The sequence below is a fragment of the Thiomicrorhabdus sp. genome (genome assembly GCF_963662555.1).
GTDB lineage: Bacteria > Pseudomonadota > Gammaproteobacteria > Thiomicrospirales > Thiomicrospiraceae > Thiomicrorhabdus.
The window spans coordinates 1,990,213-2,007,426 of record NZ_OY759719.1 but is presented as its reverse complement, the minus strand read 5'-3'; the positions used below and the strand labels follow the sequence as shown (position 1 = coordinate 2,007,426).

The 17,214-nt window shown below is 36.6% G+C and carries 15 protein-coding genes; 7 read left to right on the top strand and 8 right to left on the bottom strand.

Annotated features, from left to right (window positions below; translation table 11 throughout):
• Positions 1–97: 97 nt before the first annotated feature.
• The 3 genes from ACORJQ_RS08910 to gloB form a co-directional block, all read right to left on the bottom strand.
• Positions 98–2,179, bottom strand: a complete 2,082-nt coding sequence (locus tag ACORJQ_RS08910) for a transglycosylase SLT domain-containing protein (RefSeq protein ID WP_321323798.1) — start codon at positions 2,177–2,179, stop codon at positions 98–100.
• A 233-nt stretch (positions 2,180–2,412) separates the two neighbouring features.
• Complete coding sequence (locus ACORJQ_RS08905) at positions 2,413–4,362, bottom strand: LysM peptidoglycan-binding domain-containing protein (protein ID WP_321323796.1); 1,950 nt, start codon at positions 4,360–4,362, stop codon at positions 2,413–2,415.
• 98 nt (positions 4,363–4,460) lie between these two features.
• Entirely contained in the window at positions 4,461–5,237 is a 777-nt protein-coding gene (gloB, locus tag ACORJQ_RS08900) for a hydroxyacylglutathione hydrolase (protein WP_321323794.1), read from the bottom strand.
• Positions 5,238–5,313: 76 nt separating this feature from the next.
• On the opposite strand from gloB, the gene ACORJQ_RS08895 reads away from it, so the two are divergent.
• Both ACORJQ_RS08895 and rnhA read left to right on the top strand, forming a co-directional pair.
• Entirely contained in the window at positions 5,314–6,114 is an 801-nt protein-coding gene (locus ACORJQ_RS08895; protein ID WP_321323793.1) for a methyltransferase domain-containing protein, read from the top strand.
• 187 nt (positions 6,115–6,301) lie between these two features.
• Positions 6,302–6,766 (top strand): ribonuclease HI, encoded by a 465-nt coding sequence (rnhA, locus tag ACORJQ_RS08890; protein WP_321323791.1) that lies wholly within the window; start codon positions 6,302–6,304, stop codon positions 6,764–6,766.
• Positions 6,767–6,871: 105 nt separating this feature from the next.
• Here the strand turns inward: rnhA and dnaQ are convergent, their stop codons facing one another.
• Positions 6,872–7,573, bottom strand: coding sequence for a DNA polymerase III subunit epsilon (dnaQ, locus tag ACORJQ_RS08885; RefSeq protein WP_321323789.1), 702 nt, complete (start codon positions 7,571–7,573; stop codon positions 6,872–6,874).
• An 86-nt stretch (positions 7,574–7,659) separates the two neighbouring features.
• Between dnaQ and ACORJQ_RS08880 the strand changes: the two genes are divergently transcribed.
• A complete protein-coding gene (locus ACORJQ_RS08880) occupies positions 7,660–8,085 on the top strand; it encodes an FKBP-type peptidyl-prolyl cis-trans isomerase (RefSeq protein WP_321323786.1) in 426 nt (141 codons plus the stop codon).
• 353 nt (positions 8,086–8,438) lie between these two features.
• Here ACORJQ_RS08880 and ACORJQ_RS08875 read toward each other — a convergent pair whose 3' ends face one another.
• Positions 8,439–9,131 carry an MBL fold metallo-hydrolase gene (locus ACORJQ_RS08875; RefSeq protein ID WP_321323784.1) on the bottom strand — a complete coding sequence of 231 codons (693 nt, stop codon included), beginning with the start codon at positions 9,129–9,131 and terminating at the stop codon, positions 8,439–8,441.
• Between the two features lie 173 nt (positions 9,132–9,304).
• Between ACORJQ_RS08875 and hrpA the strand changes: the two genes are divergently transcribed.
• The 3 genes from hrpA (at position 9,305) to rluF (ending at position 15,328) form a co-directional block, all read left to right on the top strand.
• Positions 9,305–13,342 carry an ATP-dependent RNA helicase HrpA gene (gene hrpA / locus ACORJQ_RS08870; RefSeq protein WP_321323782.1) on the top strand — a complete coding sequence of 1,346 codons (4,038 nt, stop codon included), beginning with the start codon at positions 9,305–9,307 and terminating at the stop codon, positions 13,340–13,342.
• A 202-nt stretch (positions 13,343–13,544) separates the two neighbouring features.
• On the top strand, positions 13,545–14,096 hold the full coding sequence (locus tag ACORJQ_RS08865) for a c-type cytochrome (RefSeq protein WP_321323780.1): 552 nt from the start codon (positions 13,545–13,547) through the stop codon (positions 14,094–14,096).
• Positions 14,097–14,329: 233 nt separating this feature from the next.
• On the top strand, positions 14,330–15,328 hold the full coding sequence (gene rluF / locus ACORJQ_RS08860) for a 23S rRNA pseudouridine(2604) synthase RluF (protein ID WP_321323777.1): 999 nt from the start codon (positions 14,330–14,332) through the stop codon (positions 15,326–15,328).
• A 20-nt stretch (positions 15,329–15,348) separates the two neighbouring features.
• On the opposite strand, the gene ACORJQ_RS08855 is transcribed toward rluF, so the two are convergent.
• Positions 15,349–15,651: a peptidylprolyl isomerase gene (locus ACORJQ_RS08855; protein WP_321323775.1), complete on the bottom strand. Its 303-nt coding sequence runs from the start codon at positions 15,649–15,651 to the stop codon at positions 15,349–15,351.
• Between the two features lie 250 nt (positions 15,652–15,901).
• On the opposite strand from ACORJQ_RS08855, the gene ACORJQ_RS08850 reads away from it, so the two are divergent.
• On the top strand, positions 15,902–16,348 hold the full coding sequence (locus tag ACORJQ_RS08850) for a hypothetical protein (protein WP_321323773.1): 447 nt from the start codon (positions 15,902–15,904) through the stop codon (positions 16,346–16,348).
• Positions 16,349–16,417: 69 nt separating this feature from the next.
• Here the strand turns inward: ACORJQ_RS08850 and ACORJQ_RS08845 are convergent, their stop codons facing one another.
• Together ACORJQ_RS08845 and ACORJQ_RS08840 are read right to left on the bottom strand one after the other, a co-directional pair.
• Positions 16,418–16,780 (bottom strand): DUF6172 family protein, encoded by a 363-nt coding sequence (locus ACORJQ_RS08845; protein ID WP_321323771.1) that lies wholly within the window; start codon positions 16,778–16,780, stop codon positions 16,418–16,420.
• A 130-nt stretch (positions 16,781–16,910) separates the two neighbouring features.
• Positions 16,911–17,192, bottom strand: a complete 282-nt coding sequence (locus ACORJQ_RS08840) for a VF530 family protein (RefSeq protein WP_321323769.1) — start codon at positions 17,190–17,192, stop codon at positions 16,911–16,913.
• Between the last annotated feature and the right edge of the window lie 22 nt (positions 17,193–17,214).

The window sequence follows — 17,214 nt, the reverse complement described above, 5'->3', positions numbered from 1 at the left end:
TTTTTGTCTAAAAAAGTATCTTGTTATCTATTAGAAGCCATATTTTGAAGTAAATGAGCTAAAAAGCTATTTAATAACTTCTATTAATAGTTGAATTTTAAGGGTGTGCGGGATCTGTATTTTTAATATTCTTGTGTCCAATTGGCGGCATCACATCTTTTAGACGGTCGTATTTTTTGTTCATTATTGATTTAAATATGGTCGTGTATTCCAACACGGCTTTTACATAAGCACGAGTTTCTGAAAAAGGGATTGAATCAATCCACTGATCTGCTGGAAGCATTCCTGTTTTTGGAATCCAAGAATCAACCCTGTTGGGGCCTGCATTATATGAAGCAGTTGCTAGTACTTTTTGGCCTGCGTATTTATCACTTAAATAACTTAAATAAGCACTGCCAAGTTGTATATTGTTTTCTGCTTTTGATAAATCTTGATAAGAGACCTTTTTTACACCAATCTTTTTACCGATATATTTGGCTGTTTTGGGCATTATCTGCATTAAACCAACCGCACCTACTGGTGAACGAATATCTTCAGAAAAAGCACTCTCACGTCGCATAATTCCGTAAATCCAAGCTGGATCAATATTGTTTTTATTGGCATTTTGCATAACCGGTTCTTTGTGTGGGGTTGGAAAACGCAAACCTAAATCATGCCAATTTTTTGCTTTAGCTAAGCTACGAATAGATTGTGAGTATTGTTCCCATTGATAGGCAAGAACAGCAATGGCTTGTAGTTCATTACTATCAACACGTTTAAGCAGTTGATACCATTCACGCTTAGCACTTAACGGCCAATCAACCGCCATGAGCTCTTGTATACGTTGTAGCTCTGGGTATTTTTTAATTAAATATTTAGTGTCTCTTTTTTTAACTGGGTTAGGGTTAAAACGATAAGGTTTATTGAGTTTATCAGCGGCTAAAAACCCATAATAATTTCGTTGTTTAGCAAGTTGATTATAGATATCATTTGCCTCTTTATGTTGTTTAGATGCCTCTAACGCTCGTGCTTTCCAATAGAGCCACTGTTTATCTTTCTGGTTTTCTGCTGGCATGAGTTCAATGGTTTCTAATAGAGTTGCCCAATCTGATTTTTTTAATGCTACTTGAGCTTGCCAACGTAGGGTGTCTTTGTTTTTAGCAGAACTTCCATTAACTTCATCCAAGTATTCCTCAGCTTGCGGAGCATATTTATAGGCGGTTCTTAAGGCAATTTTGCGTTTAAGTACGGCGTATTGGTCCTTATTTAGCCCGTACTGTTCATAAAAGGTATTTAAGCTGGTGTTGGCCAAGTTAGGATTTTTGGATGCGAGAGAGCGAATACCTTGCGTAAAAATACTTTTTTTAACGGTAGGTGAGATACTCTTTGGAAGAGGTTTAGCAATTAATTCTGGTTTTTTATAGACTCGTATCCAGTAGTCGAGCATAGCTCTATCTTTTGCAGATAAGTCCTTGCTTAGTTTTTTAGCAAGATTGATTTTTCTTTTACTCATGGCGAGTTCAATACGATGCCATAACATGGTGCCGGTCAGTTTTTTGTGATTACGAATAAGTTTGTCTAGTGGCTTGCAGGCCTTATTTAAATAGGTCTGGTCTTGCCAAATAGGCTTGGCTAACTCTAATGCTTTAGAGACTTGCTTGCGATTAGCAAGGGCTTGAATGTGGTAGCAACGTAGGCTTAAAGATTTTTGAGGTTTATAGTTTTGAAGAAACGTGGTCCAGTGTTTTTTATTGGCTAAATAGGTAAGCCATTTGCTATAGAGCCTATCTCCCAGATAATTATTTTTGTTATTAGCAATAAAGGCTTTAATTTGTTTTTTAGGTGTCGTGGCTAAATGTAAGCGGTAGTCGTGGTAATTAATATAGACAATTAAGGGATAATTTTTTAGCTTTTTTTTATAATTGGCAATCGCTTTACGATCATTGCGTTTAATCGCCTTATAGGCATCTAAAAAATCTTGTTGTTGTGGTGTTAATAACGATTTATTGGGTTGAGCATTAGCGTTTAGCGGGATGGCAAAGAGGGTTATTGTTACAACCCATAAAAAGGCATAAAGAGTTTGATAAACGTATTGAGGTGACAGGACTATTTTTTGAGCACTATTTGTTAAAGGTGCCGTATTTATTACTGCTTCAGTATGGCTGCTAGCATAAGAAATTTTGGGATTTCTATCAGTCAAAATCAATTCCATCGTTGGTGATTTTTAAGGTTCACGTATTGAATGTTTAAATAAACGAGTGAGTTAAACCTGTTTTATTTGAGAATACGGATTTTTACTTTTATTGTGATTTTAATAAGTGATTATATCGAGTCAATATATTAAGTAATTTTACGGCTTACTGAGACAATTAAAAGTCTTTTTGAAGCTTTTGCTAAATTAATCTCTTTTAAGATGATTTAAATCATCCTTAATTAACCTTCTTGCGTGGCTGATGATGCAGGAATCTGTAATACCTGTCCAGGTTGTAAAAAAGTTTTGAGCGATAGTTTATTAAATTTAGCTAAATGAGTAGCTGAAATTTGGTTTGCCTTAGCAATATTCCATAAGTTATCACCATCTTTAACAATGTATTTAGTTGCTAAATCATGTGGAGCTTGGCTCCAAATAGTGAGTTTCATTCCTGGCCTTAGTACTTTGTGAGTAGATATGTTATTCCACTTGGCAATCTGTACTGTTTTAACCTGATAACGTTTAGCTAATAGCCATAAACTCTCACCTGACTTTAACACATGCACAATTTTATTATTTAATTTAGCCGTCGTTTTTATGGTTTTGCTTGTCTTATTTTGTGACGTAAATATGGTTAATTTTTGACCCTGCTTTAATCTCGTCTTAGGTGGTAGGTTATTCCAGCTTGCTAGCTGTTTAATGCTGGTATTGTAATGCTTAGCTAATTTCCATAAAGAATCACCTGATTTAACCGTGTGAATATGTTTTCTTTTGGTTAATGAATTTGTTTGATTATCAGCTAACTGTTTTTGTTGTGATTTATGGCTTTGGTTTTTTTGAACCGCTTTAATCGTTGAACTATTTTTAGCTAAAGTAACGCTAGAACGATCTACAGGAATAGGGATTAATAAGGTTTTGCCTGCACGTATATTTGAATTTTTCATGCCATTAAGTTTTTTAATTGCACTAGATGAGGTTTTGTATCGATAAGCGATAACACTCAAGCTATCACCAGGTTTAATCTTGTGCTTTTTCCAATGTACTTTAAATAAATGCGAATCACTTTGCAGTAATTGTGCAAATTTATCGGCCTTTTTAATAGGCAGTAAAATATGATGTTCGCCATTAGGTGGTGTAGCAGGTTGGTAGTAGCAAGGATTTAATTTTTTAAACGTTTGGCTTGAGGTGCTTGATACATTGGCAACTTGATGTAAAGAAACTTGTTTATCAAGGGTAAATATTTTAAAGAAAGGTTCGTTATCAATTGGTTTTAGGGTAACGTCAAATTTTTCTGGATTTTCTACAATATGTGCTACTGCCAGCAATTTTGGAACATAACCTTGTGTCTCTTTTGGAAGGTAGCGTTGAATTTCCCAAAAGTTGGGTTGATAATCTTTAATTCCAGGCTGCTCTTTATGGTCTTTACGATACTTGCGTTGAGCACGATAAATATTACCCAGGCCGGCATTATAAGAAGCTAAAGCCAGTAACCAGTCGTTATTATTTGATGCATATAGCTCTTGTAAATAATCAAGAGCAGCCGTCGTGCTTTGCACAACATCTTTACGTCCGTCATACCACCAGTTACGGTGAAGGTTAAAAAGGTCACCAGTGCTTGGTATAAATTGCCAAAGACCAACAGCACTTTGATGTGAGCGTGCTCGTGCTTTAAAACCACTCTCTACCGCAGGTAAAAGGGCAATTTCAAAAGGCATATTGCGTTTTTTTACTTCATTTAATATGTAGTATAAATATGGCTTAGCACGTTCAGAAATAAGTTTTAAATGCGTTTTGCGCTGGTCATAAAAATGTAAATAATTATCGTATTTACCATAATGCTCATCAGCTAAATTAAAGTTATGGCTCATTTCATCCCAAATATTTGAGTAATGAATTTGAGTGGCTACTTCAAGATTAATTTTGTCTGGGGTAACGTCAGTTTTTGCTGGCTGAGCATTGTTTTTATGGCTGGTTATTTCACTAATGGTAGTAACGGGCTTTATTAATGAAGAGTCAGTTGATTGAACTGTTTGGGCTTGATTGGTTACACACCCAGTTAACAATACAGAACTTAACCCAATTCCAACAACGGCAGAAGCTACGTTTTTGTAACGGTGCAATATTTGCTGAATGGCTTTGTGCAGAGGTACATTTTGCATAGTCGTTTTGGTTGTTTTTTGTTTATGGGTCATGTTTATTATTTTTTTGAGTTAATCGTTTTTTGGTGTTTTGTATCTTGGTTAATTTCTGTTGTAAATATGTTTCAATTTTTTATTAGCATGCAAACAAATTAGTTTTGCCTGTCAAACTCATCTTTCCATTCTCTTAAGGTCGCAAATAAGCTGCTAGCATTTTCGCTAGCTCCACGTTCAACAAGCTTGCGTTTAAGTTCTGCGGTATCAAATCTTAAAAATGGATTAGTTGCTTTCTCTTCACCCAGAGTAGATTGTGGCTCTTTCAGTATTGATGGGTAATTAATATGAGTCAGTTCAATTCGTTTTTGCAAGTCATTATTTTGAGGTTCAACTAATTTAGCAAACGTAAGATTGGTATTGGTATATTCATGAGCACAGTAAAATGCTAAGTTATCGGGTAAGTTTCGTAACTTCAAAATAGATTCACTAAACTGCTCAACGGTTCCGCCTAATACTCGTCCACAGCCTGCGGTAAATAAAGTGTCACCACAAAATAGCAGGGTATCGTTATAAAACGCAATGTGGTCTTTAGTGTGGCCAGGGGTATCTAAAACGGTCAATTGCACATCATCTGTTAAGGTTACAATATCACCTTCTTTGCATTTTACTTGAATAGACGAGTGGTTTGCTTTTGCTGGACCATACACCGTTGTATGGGGGAAGTGGCTAAGAATGTTTTCAATGCCGTTAACATGATCACCATGCTGATGCGTGATTAAAATACCTTTAGCGGTCAGTTGATTTTTATTTAGATAATCAATGACTTGACTTGATTCTCCAGGGTCAATAATCCAGGCCTGATGAGCGTCGTGCATAATCCAAATATAATTGTCATAAGTGCCAATGAGAGCGGGTAAGCCAACGATATTCATATAAGATGCAAAAACCAATTGTTATAATTGGGCTTATTCTATCAAAAATACATAAAAAAATACTGGGAAAAGAGCCATGAATGTGGGATTTCAGCAGTTTTTAGAAAAATGGTTTGCTACCTCACCCGGAGAGGTGGTTTATGAACAAGAAAAACGTCTGGTTGATGATGCATTACATAACCTTTTTGGTTACTTTTTAGTGCAACTTGGATGTGTATCTAAAACCAGCTTATTAGCGAGCAGCCGGATTTCATGCAAGCTATTAGTTGATGAAGTTATCTCACCTAAAATAGTAAACAGTAAAGATATTTGTTGGATACAGGCAGAGCTTGATTTTTTACCCATAGGTAAAGAAAAAGCGGATGTGGTTTTTTTACCGCATACCCTTGAAACGGTTGATGATCCTTACTACCTTCTGCGTCAGGTAGATAGTATGTTATTGCCAGAAGGGCATATTGTAATTACTGGTTTTAATTCATTAGCTTGCATGCCATTAAGGTTAAAACATTTTTCTAAATTATCAGGGTTTAATGATGCCCATTATCGTCGTGTAGGCCGTTTAAAAGAGTGGCTTGAGGTCTTGGGTTACGATGTAAAAACCGTAAAATACAGCTCGGTAATGTGTTTTGCTCAAAATGAGAAATATAAATTCTGGGCAAAGACCATAGAAACCATAGAAAAAGGTTTTAAACGAATTGGTTTAGATTTTGGAAATGTTTATTGTTTGGTGGCAAGAAAACATGTCGATTCACCAACTTTAGTTGGTTTAAAATGGCATTTACCTAGGTGGCAAGGTATTAGAAATGGTGCCGTTGCCTCTCAACGATCAGGTTCATATAAAAAACAACCAACAGACAAAAAGAACCTGAAAAAGTAATCATAATTTTTAACTTTTATTGTGTTTTTTAGTTATTAAGTTGACTGATTTACCAGGCCTGGTAAATTCAAAAAAAAGATAAAAACTGAGTTAAAAAGTTCTAATTAAATGCCAATACTAATCATCAAATAATCATTAATTAGTCATTAATTAATCACTAATAAAACAACCAATTAAAAGAATCAAAATGTCATTACAGAATACGTCAATTGTTTATGCCTTTACCGATGGAGGCTGTCGAGGCAATCCAGGCCCTGGAGGGTGGGGTGTTCTTTTGAAATACGGTTTACATTTTAAAGAGCTTAACGGTTTTCAAGAAAATACGACCAATAACCAAATGGAATTAATGGCCGCTATTCAAGCATTTGAAGTGTTAAATCGAGCGAGCGTGGTTCATATTACAACCGATTCACAGTATGTGAAAAACGGCGTAACAAAATGGATGGAAGGATGGCAAAAAAACGGTTGGAAAACTTCAGCCAACCAACCCGTAAAAAATAAAGAGTTGTGGATTCGTTTAGACGCGGCAATGCAAGGTCATAAAGTACAATGGTTTTGGGTTAAAGGCCATTCTGGTCACCCAGAAAATGAGCGGGTGGATGAATTGGCCAATTTGGCAATTGATGAATTACAAATGATGAGGCAAGGTTAAGCTGTTAATAGGTTAAGGCCAATTACGCGAATATGTCTTTTAAAATTGAGTCATTTAAACCACAAACGAATTCGCCTTAGTAATTTATCGTTGTTACTTAATTAGTTACCAGGCTACAGATTCACCACATTTTTTTGAAATTTCTTCTAACTTCTTCTCATGCAAAATGGTTTCAGCATCAGAGGCTTTAATGACTCTTAATTGAGGTCGATCACTTCTAATTCGTACTTGAATATCTTCATTATTGGCGTTTTGTTGACTGTCGGCATTTAGTATTAGGGCGGTCTGTCCACCAGTCATTGCCAAATATACATCGGCTAAGATTTCTGAATCGAGTAAAGCCCCGTGAAGAGTACGATTTGAGTTGTCTATATACAGACGTTTACAAAGAGCATCTAATGAGTTTCTCTGACCAGGATAGGTTTTACGAGCCATTTTAAGTGAGTCTGTTATCACGCAATGGTCTTCTATCTTCCCCCATTTATTGTTAGGTAAAAGAGAGAGTTCATGGTTAATAAAGCCTACGTCGAAAGGGGCGTTGTGAATAATAAGTTCTGCACCCTTTACATATTCCATAAAGTCATCAGCAATTTTGGCAAAGATTGGTTTATCTTTTAGAAAGTCATCGGTTATACCGTGGACCTCAATCGCTTCTTGCGGCACAGAACGTTCTGGAAAAACATATTGATGATAATTGTTGTGAGTAAGACGGCGTTTCACCATTTCAACCGCACCAATCTCAATAATCCGATCACCATTTTGGGGTTCAAAACCTGTTGTTTCAGTATCTAAGATAATCTGACGCATTTGTATTCTCTTTACGGTAAAATATCGTCCATTATTTTAAAGCAAAAAACCTGTTCACATCACATTAAAGTATTAAAGGGTCAGTTATGAGAATTAAAAAAGGCAGCCGTGTAACATTTCACTATGAGTTACGTGATGATAAAGGCAATATCATCGATTCAACATTTGACTCAGACCCTGTGATCTATATTCAAGGTGAAGGCGAAATTATTGAAGGCTTAGAAGAGTTTTTAGAAGGTGAAGAACCAGGATTTGAAGCCAAAGTAACTATTCCACCAGAAAAAGCTTATGGTGTTACTAGCCAAGATTTAATTGTATTTGCCGGACCAGAAAATTTTGAAGATAACGTTGAAATTGAAGTCGGTTCAACTGTAGAAACGGAAGACCCAGATGGAAATACGGTGGTATTTCGTATTGTAGAAGTTACTGAAGATAAGGTTTATTTGGATGGTAATCATCCATTAGCGGATAAAACCTTGGATTATAAAGTAGAAGTCCTAGAAGTCCATTAAAACGGTTAGATTGTCCTCTAACACCGCCATTTCTTTGTCAAAAACGGTCGAGTACTATTCGTACACTCCCTTGTTTTTCCTTGAACTGGCAGTGTTATAGAACAATCTAACTCGTTTTAACTGTCATCGTTACAAGCTCTAACACCGCCATTTCTTTGTCAAAAACGATCGAGCACTATTCGTACACTCTCTTGTTTTTCCTTGAACTGGCGGTGTTAGAGGACAATCTAACGTGATTTGATAATGGTGATAATAGCTCTTCTTGATCACCAGGCATTAAAAAAGCCCGATTGAATTTAAATTCAATCGGGCTTTTTTGTAGGTCAGGTTTTAAGTTGTAATTTAGTCGCGGTTTAGTCGTCTAAATTACCGCACTTTAAGTTACCTGGTACTGAGATATCAATACGTTTTGGATTAGGTAAATTTAAACCATCCATAATGGTTGAGAAGTCTTGGAAAGGTTTGCCGTTACCAGCACGGGTATTAAACTGCTTCTCTTCACCAATGGTACTTTGAGTAAAGCCTTTGTAATCATGTGCAGGAAAAACTAAGGTATCTTCAGGTAAGTTAAATAGCTTTTCAGTTAATGAGTGGTACATATCTTCATTGCTGCCTAATTGAAAATCTGTTCGTCCACAATCACGAACTAATAATGTATCGCCAGTAAAAGCAGCACCATCAATCAAGTAAGTAATATCATTATTTGTGTGACCTGGTGTGTGCATGACTTTAATCTCTTGCTCTCCCAGTTTAAATACATCACCTTCAACCGCTAAAATATCAGCACATTCAGAGCCTGAGTTTTTGTGTACGACAATTTTTCCGTGAGTACGTTTACGAATTGGGCCAGCACCCGTAATGTGGTCGGCATGAATATGGGTTTCTAAAAGATACTTAACATTTAAGCCAAGTTCTTCAATATGCTGAATATCACGGTCAACCTGTTCTAACACGCAATCAATTACCGCCGCTTCTTTGGTTGCTTCGTCCCATAGTAAATAGGTGTAAGTCCATGTGTCGTAATCAAATAATTGGCGAATTTTCATGATGCTAGTCCTTAATTGGTTAGGTGAAAGCTGAATTGTTGAGCTACGTATTGGCAGCGTATTCAGTAATGTATTTGCTATAATACAGCTTTTAAAGACACCTTTATAGTCGCAATATTTGTTCTTAAACAAACTTTCGATATAAAAAATTAATCTGGTTATTATCTATAGTTATGGCATCATCGTCAACCACCAATTTATCAGCATCAAATACAACAAGTGCAATACCAAGTGAAATACAAAAAAATATTTCTCGTTGTATGATTAAAGACCGTTATTTTTTGCAAAAAGAATATAAGAAAGCGGCTTTAGATGGCTTGTCTGAAGCAGAGTTAACAAATCACCAGGCCTGGTTGTCTTGGAGTGAGAAGTTACAAAACTCCCTATTAAAAGTAGAAACACGTCAAAAAACCGTGCCCAATATTGAGTACGATGATGCTTTGCCTGTTGCCAGTAAAAAAGCTGAACTGGTTGATCTGATTAAAAATAATCAAGTTGTGGTGATTGCTGGTGAAACTGGTTCAGGTAAAACCACACAGATTCCTAAAATCTGTTTAGAGGCTGGGTTAGGTGTGCACGGTAAGATTGGTTGTACTCAGCCAAGACGACTAGCCGCTCGCAGTGTAGCAGAAAGAATATCAGAAGAACTTGGTTCATCTCTTGGACAAATCGTCGGTTATCAAGTGCGTTTTTTAGACCAGGTGCATGAGAACAGTCTAATAAAAGTGATGACGGATGGTATTTTGCTAGCCGAAGTACAAAATGACCGTTACCTAAGCCAGTACGAAGCAATTATTATCGATGAAGCCCATGAGCGTAGTATTAATATCGATTTTTTGCTCGGTATTCTTAAACAACTCCTGCCTAAACGACCAGATTTAAAAGTCATTATTACTTCTGCCACCATAGATACTCAGCGATTTGCAGACCATTTTACGATTGCTGGTAAACGCCCTCCGGTTATGGAAGTTTCAGGTAGAACTTACCCTGTTGAACTGCGTTACCGACCTTTGTCGGTGTATAAAGATGATGCCGGTAATGAAATTGAACAAGATATGGTTACAGGCATTGTTGATGCAATTGATGAGCTAGCTCATGAAGACCCATTTGGTGATGTCTTGGTGTTTCAGGTTGGTGAACGAGACATTAAAGAGACCGCAGAGGCATTACGCAAACATCAATTAAAAAATACCGAAATTGTGCCTTTATATGCTCGTTTATCAATGAGTGAACAGCAAAAGGTCTTTCAAACCTCGCAAAAACGCCGCATTATTTTAAGTACCAATGTGGCCGAAACCTCATTGACTGTTCCAGGCATTAAATATGTGATTGACCCAGGCCTGGTAAGAATCAGCCGTTATAGTGTTAGAAATAAAGTTCAACGTTTACCCATTGAAAAGATTTCACAAGCCTCTGCTAATCAACGTAAAGGGCGTTGTGGTCGTGTAAGTAACGGTATTTGTATTCGCCTGTATGACGAAGAGGATTTTAAAGCTCGTCCAGAATTTACGGATCCTGAAATTCATAGAACATCTTTATCTTCAGTTATTTTGACAATGACTCAGTTAAAACTGGGGGCGGTGAATCGTTTTCCGTTTATTGAAGCCCCTAGCGATAAATCGATTAATGATGGGTTTAGGCAGCTTCATGAATTAGGTGCGTTAGATGACAATCGCCGTTTAACGGAAGAAGGTCGTCAAATTGCTCGCTTACCGATTGACCCGAGTGTGGCAAAAATGGTGATTGAAGCTGAGAAAAATGGCGTTTTGCATGAGGTTTTAGTGATTGCGGCGGTATTAAGTATTCAAGACCCGCGTGATATTAATGAAACCACTATGCAAGCGGCTCGTAATGCACATAAACAATTTGAAGATGAACGTTCTGATTTTCTGTTTTTCTTAAACCTTTGGCGTTTTTATGAACATCAACGCCGCCATTTAACCCAAAACAAACTGCGTAAACTTTGTAAAACCAACTTTCTTTCTTATATGCGAATGAAAGAGTGGCATGAACTCACTTTGCAACTAGAACAAAGCCTTAAACGTATTGGTATGAAAATAGGTGAGTTACATCTATATGAAGAGGTTCGCAATAGAGGTCCGCAAGGTCAAGAGGGTGAGGTAAAAGAACGTTTAAGCGATCTTCACAGTATTGCGGTGCATCGCTCACTTTTAGCAGGCCTGTTAGGTAACGTCGCTACTAAAGACGATGAAAAATCTTATCTAGGTGCTCGCAATACCAAGTTATTTATTCACCCGAGTTCATCGTTATTTAAACGTAAGCCAAAATGGATATTATCAGCAGAGCTGGTAGAAACCACCAAACTCTATGCTAGAACCAATGCCAATATTGATGTGCGTTGGGTGGAAGGTCTTGCTAAACATTTAATCAAACACAGTTACAGTGATCCGCATTGGCAAAAGAAAGCGGGACAGGTTGGGGCTTATGAGTCAATCACTCTCTATGGTTTGCCGATTGTTACTCGTCGGCATTGTAATTATGGGCCAATAAACCCCGCAGATGCCCATAAAATATTTTTACGCCACGCGTTAGTTGAAGGTGAACTGTTTACCAACGCTAAGTTTTTTGTGCATAACCAAGCTTTGATTCAAAAAATAGAAAAGCTAGAACATAAACTTCGTCGTCCAGACTTTTTGGTAGATGAAGAGGTGTTGTATCAGTTTTATGATGAGCGTATTCCCAAACATATTTACAGCAAACCCGCCTTTGATAAGTGGGTGAAAAAAACCGAAAAAGAGTCGCCTCAAACCTTACAAACTTTGTTCTTAACTGAACAGGATTTAATGAAGCAAAAAGCCAGTGAATCTTTGTTAGTTGATTTCCCTGACCAGGTGCATTTGAGTAATCAAATGTCATTAGAGGTGGACTACCATTTTGAACCAGGTCAAAAACGTGATGGTTTGATTTATCACCTGCCGTTATCTACCTTAAATACCGTAAATGTTGAGGATTTTGAATGGTTAACACCAGGCCTGTTAAAAGAGAAAACGGCTTTTTATATAAAATCGTTACCTAAATCGTTACGTAAGCAGTTTATTCCTGCTCCACAATATGCCGATTTAGTTTTGACAGAAATGAATCCTGAAAAAATATTAAGTGGTTCCAAAAAAGAGCCATACCTAAATCAATTGGTTTGGGCATTAAATCGCCGAGCCAATGTTAAGGTGTCGCTGAATGATCTAATGGATGTTGAACTGCCAGATTATTTAATGCCGTTTTTTGTTCTGGAAGACGATAAAGCCCGAAAGCTTGCAGAAAACAGCAGTCTAATGGCATTAAAAGATGAGTATCAGCATTTGGTTGATGCCAAAATTCAAAAACATCAAGCTAAGCAGAAATCAGAAGATACGGTAATTACTGAATGGGATTTTGGTGATTTGGCTGAGAGTCAAACCATAAAAAGCCAAGGTAAAGAGATGTTGGCTTTCCCGGCTTTGCAAGTTCAAAAAGATAAGATTGTATTGGGCTTAATGGGAGAGCAACAAGCGGCGTTAGAGGCCCATGGCCAAGCGGTTTTAAAATTGATTGAGCGATTATTGACTGATAAATCAAAATACCTACAAAAAAAGCTGCCTATGCAAAAAGCCTGTTTATGTTACGCACCTTATGGGACATGTCAGGATTTAACCCAGCAAGTGATAGACCGAGCCTTGCATGATTTAGTCCCTGCTCCTGAGAAAGTGAGAACTCAGAAAGCGTTTGAAGAGACATTAAATCAAGTGCAATCCAATTGGATTGATATTGCTCAACGAATTGCTAAGCAAGTTAACACGATTTTTACCCTGCATCAGCAAGTGGCTAAACAGGTTAGGGGGCGGGTAAACCCTCGTTGGTTAGCCTCAGTTTCGGATATTCAGCAACAGTTGGATGATTTAATCTCCAAAGACTTTGTTCGTAATACCCCAGATTTTTGGTTTAAACAGATTGAACGATATTTAAAAGCTCTACAAGTACGTTTAGAAAAGCTTGATTTAGATCCAAATAAAGATCAAAAATCGATTCGTGAGATTCAACCCGTTATCGCAAAATATCAAGAGATGGCTAAAGAACCGGCTTATCAAAATTTGCCAGGCCTGGTAGATATCCGTTGGATGATTGAAGAATTACGTATTTCATTATTTTCACAACCGATGAAGACAATTAAACCAGTATCAATTCAACGAATTGAAAAACAGATTCAAGCTTTATAAGCATTTTTGTTACCGCAAAACAGTTAAATTAAATAGTTATTCTGTATCAGCTTTTGCTAATGGAAGTGGTTGTTTATGCTTATTTTCTTGTTTCGGTGATAAAAGCGTTTTACACTTATATAGAAAGATTGATTTTATGCATTGCTTTGATGCATGAATTATTATGTATTAATACTCTGCAACGCTAGATAAGGATTCGAATATGAAAAAACGTTTTAACTTTAAGACCACGGCATTTTTATCAACAGCTCTATTAAGTTCAGCTCTTTTGTTAGGTGGCTGTTCAGGTGATAACGATGATGCTACCCAGGCTCAAGCACCAGCTGAACAACAAAATACCATGGCGGTAAAACAGCCAGAACCAACCGCGGCACCTAAAGAAGCTTTGCAAGCAGAGCCAGCAGCGAGTAATGAAGAGACGGTTGCTAAGGTAGAAGAAAACCTTGATGCGATTAAAGAACAAGTGGTAACGGATAAAGTTGAAGATGCCAAAGAAGAAGTAGCGGCGGTTGTAGCTGCAGCTCCTTCTGGTGAAAAACTCTATGCCACTTGTGTGGGTTGTCACGGCGCTAAAGCAGAAGGTGGGGTTGGTCCTCGCTTAAATAACCAAAAGCCAGAAGATATCGTTGCTAAACTTAAAAAATATAAGTCTGGTGAACAAATGGGACCAATGACTGCAATGATGGCTCCAATGGCATCTGGTCTTAGTGACGATGATATGAAAGCTATTGCTGACTATGTGACTACGCTTTAATTTAAAAACGTACATTTACGCTAAAATTTAAAGAGCACCTTTTTAGGTGCTTTTTTGTTTAAGAGATTTGTATATTCAATTTTTTACGCATCTTTCAAATTACCAGGCCTGGTAATTTTATAAATTCAAATGACTAACTATTGAATACTAACCACATTAAATTAAAGCAGTTTTATGTCAAATCTCAGTGGTTATGGTTTAATACCCTCTAAAATTAGTAGAGAGGCTTTGCTTTGACTGCATCATCTGAAAAACGTTTAAATAAATTCATTAGTGAATCGGGGTTTTGTTCCCGCCGTGAAGCGGATCGCTTTATAGAGCAAAACCGTGTCACTATTAATGGCAAAAAGCCTGAATTGGGTACAAAAGTCCAGCCAGGTGATGTGGTTAAGGTCGATGGTAAATTAATAAAAGCCAGTGCAGAAAACAAATCAGACCGTATTTATATTGCCTACAACAAACCAGTAGGCATTATCTGTATTACCGATAGTAATATTGAAGACAATATTATTGATGCAATTGGCTATCCGCAAAGAATTTTTCCGATTGGACGTTTAGATAAGCCTTCAGAAGGGTTAATTTTTTTGACCAACGATGGTGATATCGTCAATAAAATTTTACGAGCTGAAAATGCCCACGATAAAGAGTATATCGTTACCGTAGATAAACCAATTACTGAACAGTTTGTTGATCACATGTCTCGCGGAGTGCCTATTTTGGGTACGGTCACTAAGCCTTGTAAAGTGACTATGCAAAGCCGTTACGTATTTAAAATGATTTTAACGCAAGGCTTAAATCGTCAAATTCGTAGAATGTGTGAACATTTAGGATACAACGTAACTCAGCTCAAACGTTCAAGAATTATGAATGTTGAATTAGGTGATTTAAAACCTGGTCATTGGCGGTATTTAACAGAACAGGAGATGAGTCAAATTAATGCCGCTGTTAAAGATTCTAAAAAAACGGCTAGCGGAGTACGTTCTGGGCCTAAAGCACAAAATTTTACCCGTCAAGAGTATCGAGAAATTCTTAGAGAGCGAGAAGAGGGCAAAAAGTTAGCCGATATTGCTAATAATTCAAAAAAGCCAGTGCGTTCTCCCGTTCGTTCTAATAAGCAGAATGAAAACAAAGATAACAAAGCAAGCAAAAACAGTCGAACATCTGAACGCAAGTCAGCAAAAGTTCAAAAAGTTCCACGTTCAAAAACGCTAAGGCTAAAACCCAAAAAATAGATATTTTTAATGCGTTAGTTTCATTGAGCAAGCTGGCGTTTTTTAATCCAAATCAAATGATAACCATGTACCGTTTTAATCGGTCCAATCACGGTTTCTAATGGGGCGTCGCTAAAAATTGCCTCAGCCATTTCAGTTACAATCACCTCGGGTTTTACTAAACCAATATCGCCACCAATTTTAGCCGAAGGACACTTTGAATATTCTTTAGCTAGTTCACTAAAGCTTTCTAAACTCTCAATTTGTGGAATCAGCTCTAAACAGGCTTGCTCAGTGTCTAATAAAATATGATGTGCCTTGGCTCGAGAATCTGGATGAATCATAATGTAATCTTTTAAGTATGGAAGGGGGCAATTAAATATAAAAATACAGACTAAAAATACAGACTAATATAAGTGGACGTTATTGCTGTTGTCACGAATCTATTTAATCAATAAACCCCAAAATATAAGATTGTTGATGTCTGTATAAATAATACTATTTCAGTATTTTGCATGAATAAGGGGCATTTTTACAAGACTTGGTTATACTAGTAATATGAAAATTTTGGTATAGAACGATTAGTTTTTAAATATGACAAAGAATCAAACCTCTCTTTTTTTAGCAGTATTCACTTTTATATTTTTAACTTTATCCACTAAAGCATATGCAGTTGATGGTAGAAAAGTAATCTACTTAAATGAGACTGAAAAAGCTGTGCTTATGATAGAGATGCGTAACTTTTTACGTGGTAGTCAAGAAGTGCTAGACAATTCTTTAAAAGGCGATTTAACTTTGGTTCACCGTACGGCTCAGCCTCTTGGTGTGAAAATGCTTAAAAATTTACCAAAAGATATGACCGATAAAATGCCAAAAACGTTTTACGCCATGCTCAAATCACTGCATTATGGTTTTGCAGAAATTGCTGATGTAGCAAAACGTCCAGATACTGAACCCAAAGTGATTATGCAAAAATTAGCAAATATGCAAAAACTTTGTGTTGCTTGTCACGCTAATTTTCAGTTAAAGATTAAAAATTAAAGATTGTTCTAAATAAAGAGCTAAAACGAATAGCTAAAACAAATAATTAAAAGCATTAATTGTTATTAATTAGTCTTGATCGTAATCAAACTCATCATCAAATTCTTCGTCAAACTCGTCTTCTAATTCTTGAGCTTTTAATTCGGCTGGTTTTTTAGTGCGATTAGCTGGTCTAGCAATCACTTCTAAATAAAATGTCTCTAAGTTTTCTGCTAGAGCTTTATCAATGTATTGGCCAATCTCAGCTTCATGAATTTCTGTGCTTTCAGCCTCATTGATTCCATATTTACAATCAAAAGCCCAAAAATCTGAACCCTTTGGTAAAGCTTTACTTCGCTCACGTTTAATATATTTTTTTACTTCACTTTTAATCGCATCCGCCAAACGTGCAGGTTGGATTTTTTCGTGAGTCAGTTTAAAAGTTTTTTTCATGTTTTTCTCTATTATGAATAGGGGGTTAGATAATTTAGGGATTATAGAGTATTTTACTTTTTAGGCTTTATTTATTCACAACCTATCTTATTTACATTCTATAAAGCTAGATAATGTAGAGATATTTCTCTTAGTGTTTTTTATATTTGCCCCAGTTCTGTTTTGATTTAATGTAAAGCTGTTCAATTTTCTCTCTAGCCCAAGGCGTTTTTCTTAAAAATGTTAGGCTTGATTTTAAACTTGGATTACTTTTAAAACAGTTAACTGGCACTTTTTCAGCCAGGCCTTCCCAACCATATTGTTCTTCTAGCTCTATTACGATATTTTTAAGCGTTATGCCATGCAATGGATCTTTAGGGTGTTGGCGTTGTTGGTTATTTTCTTGGCTGTTGTCACTATCTGATTTGGTCATATTGTTATCTTAATCTTATTGG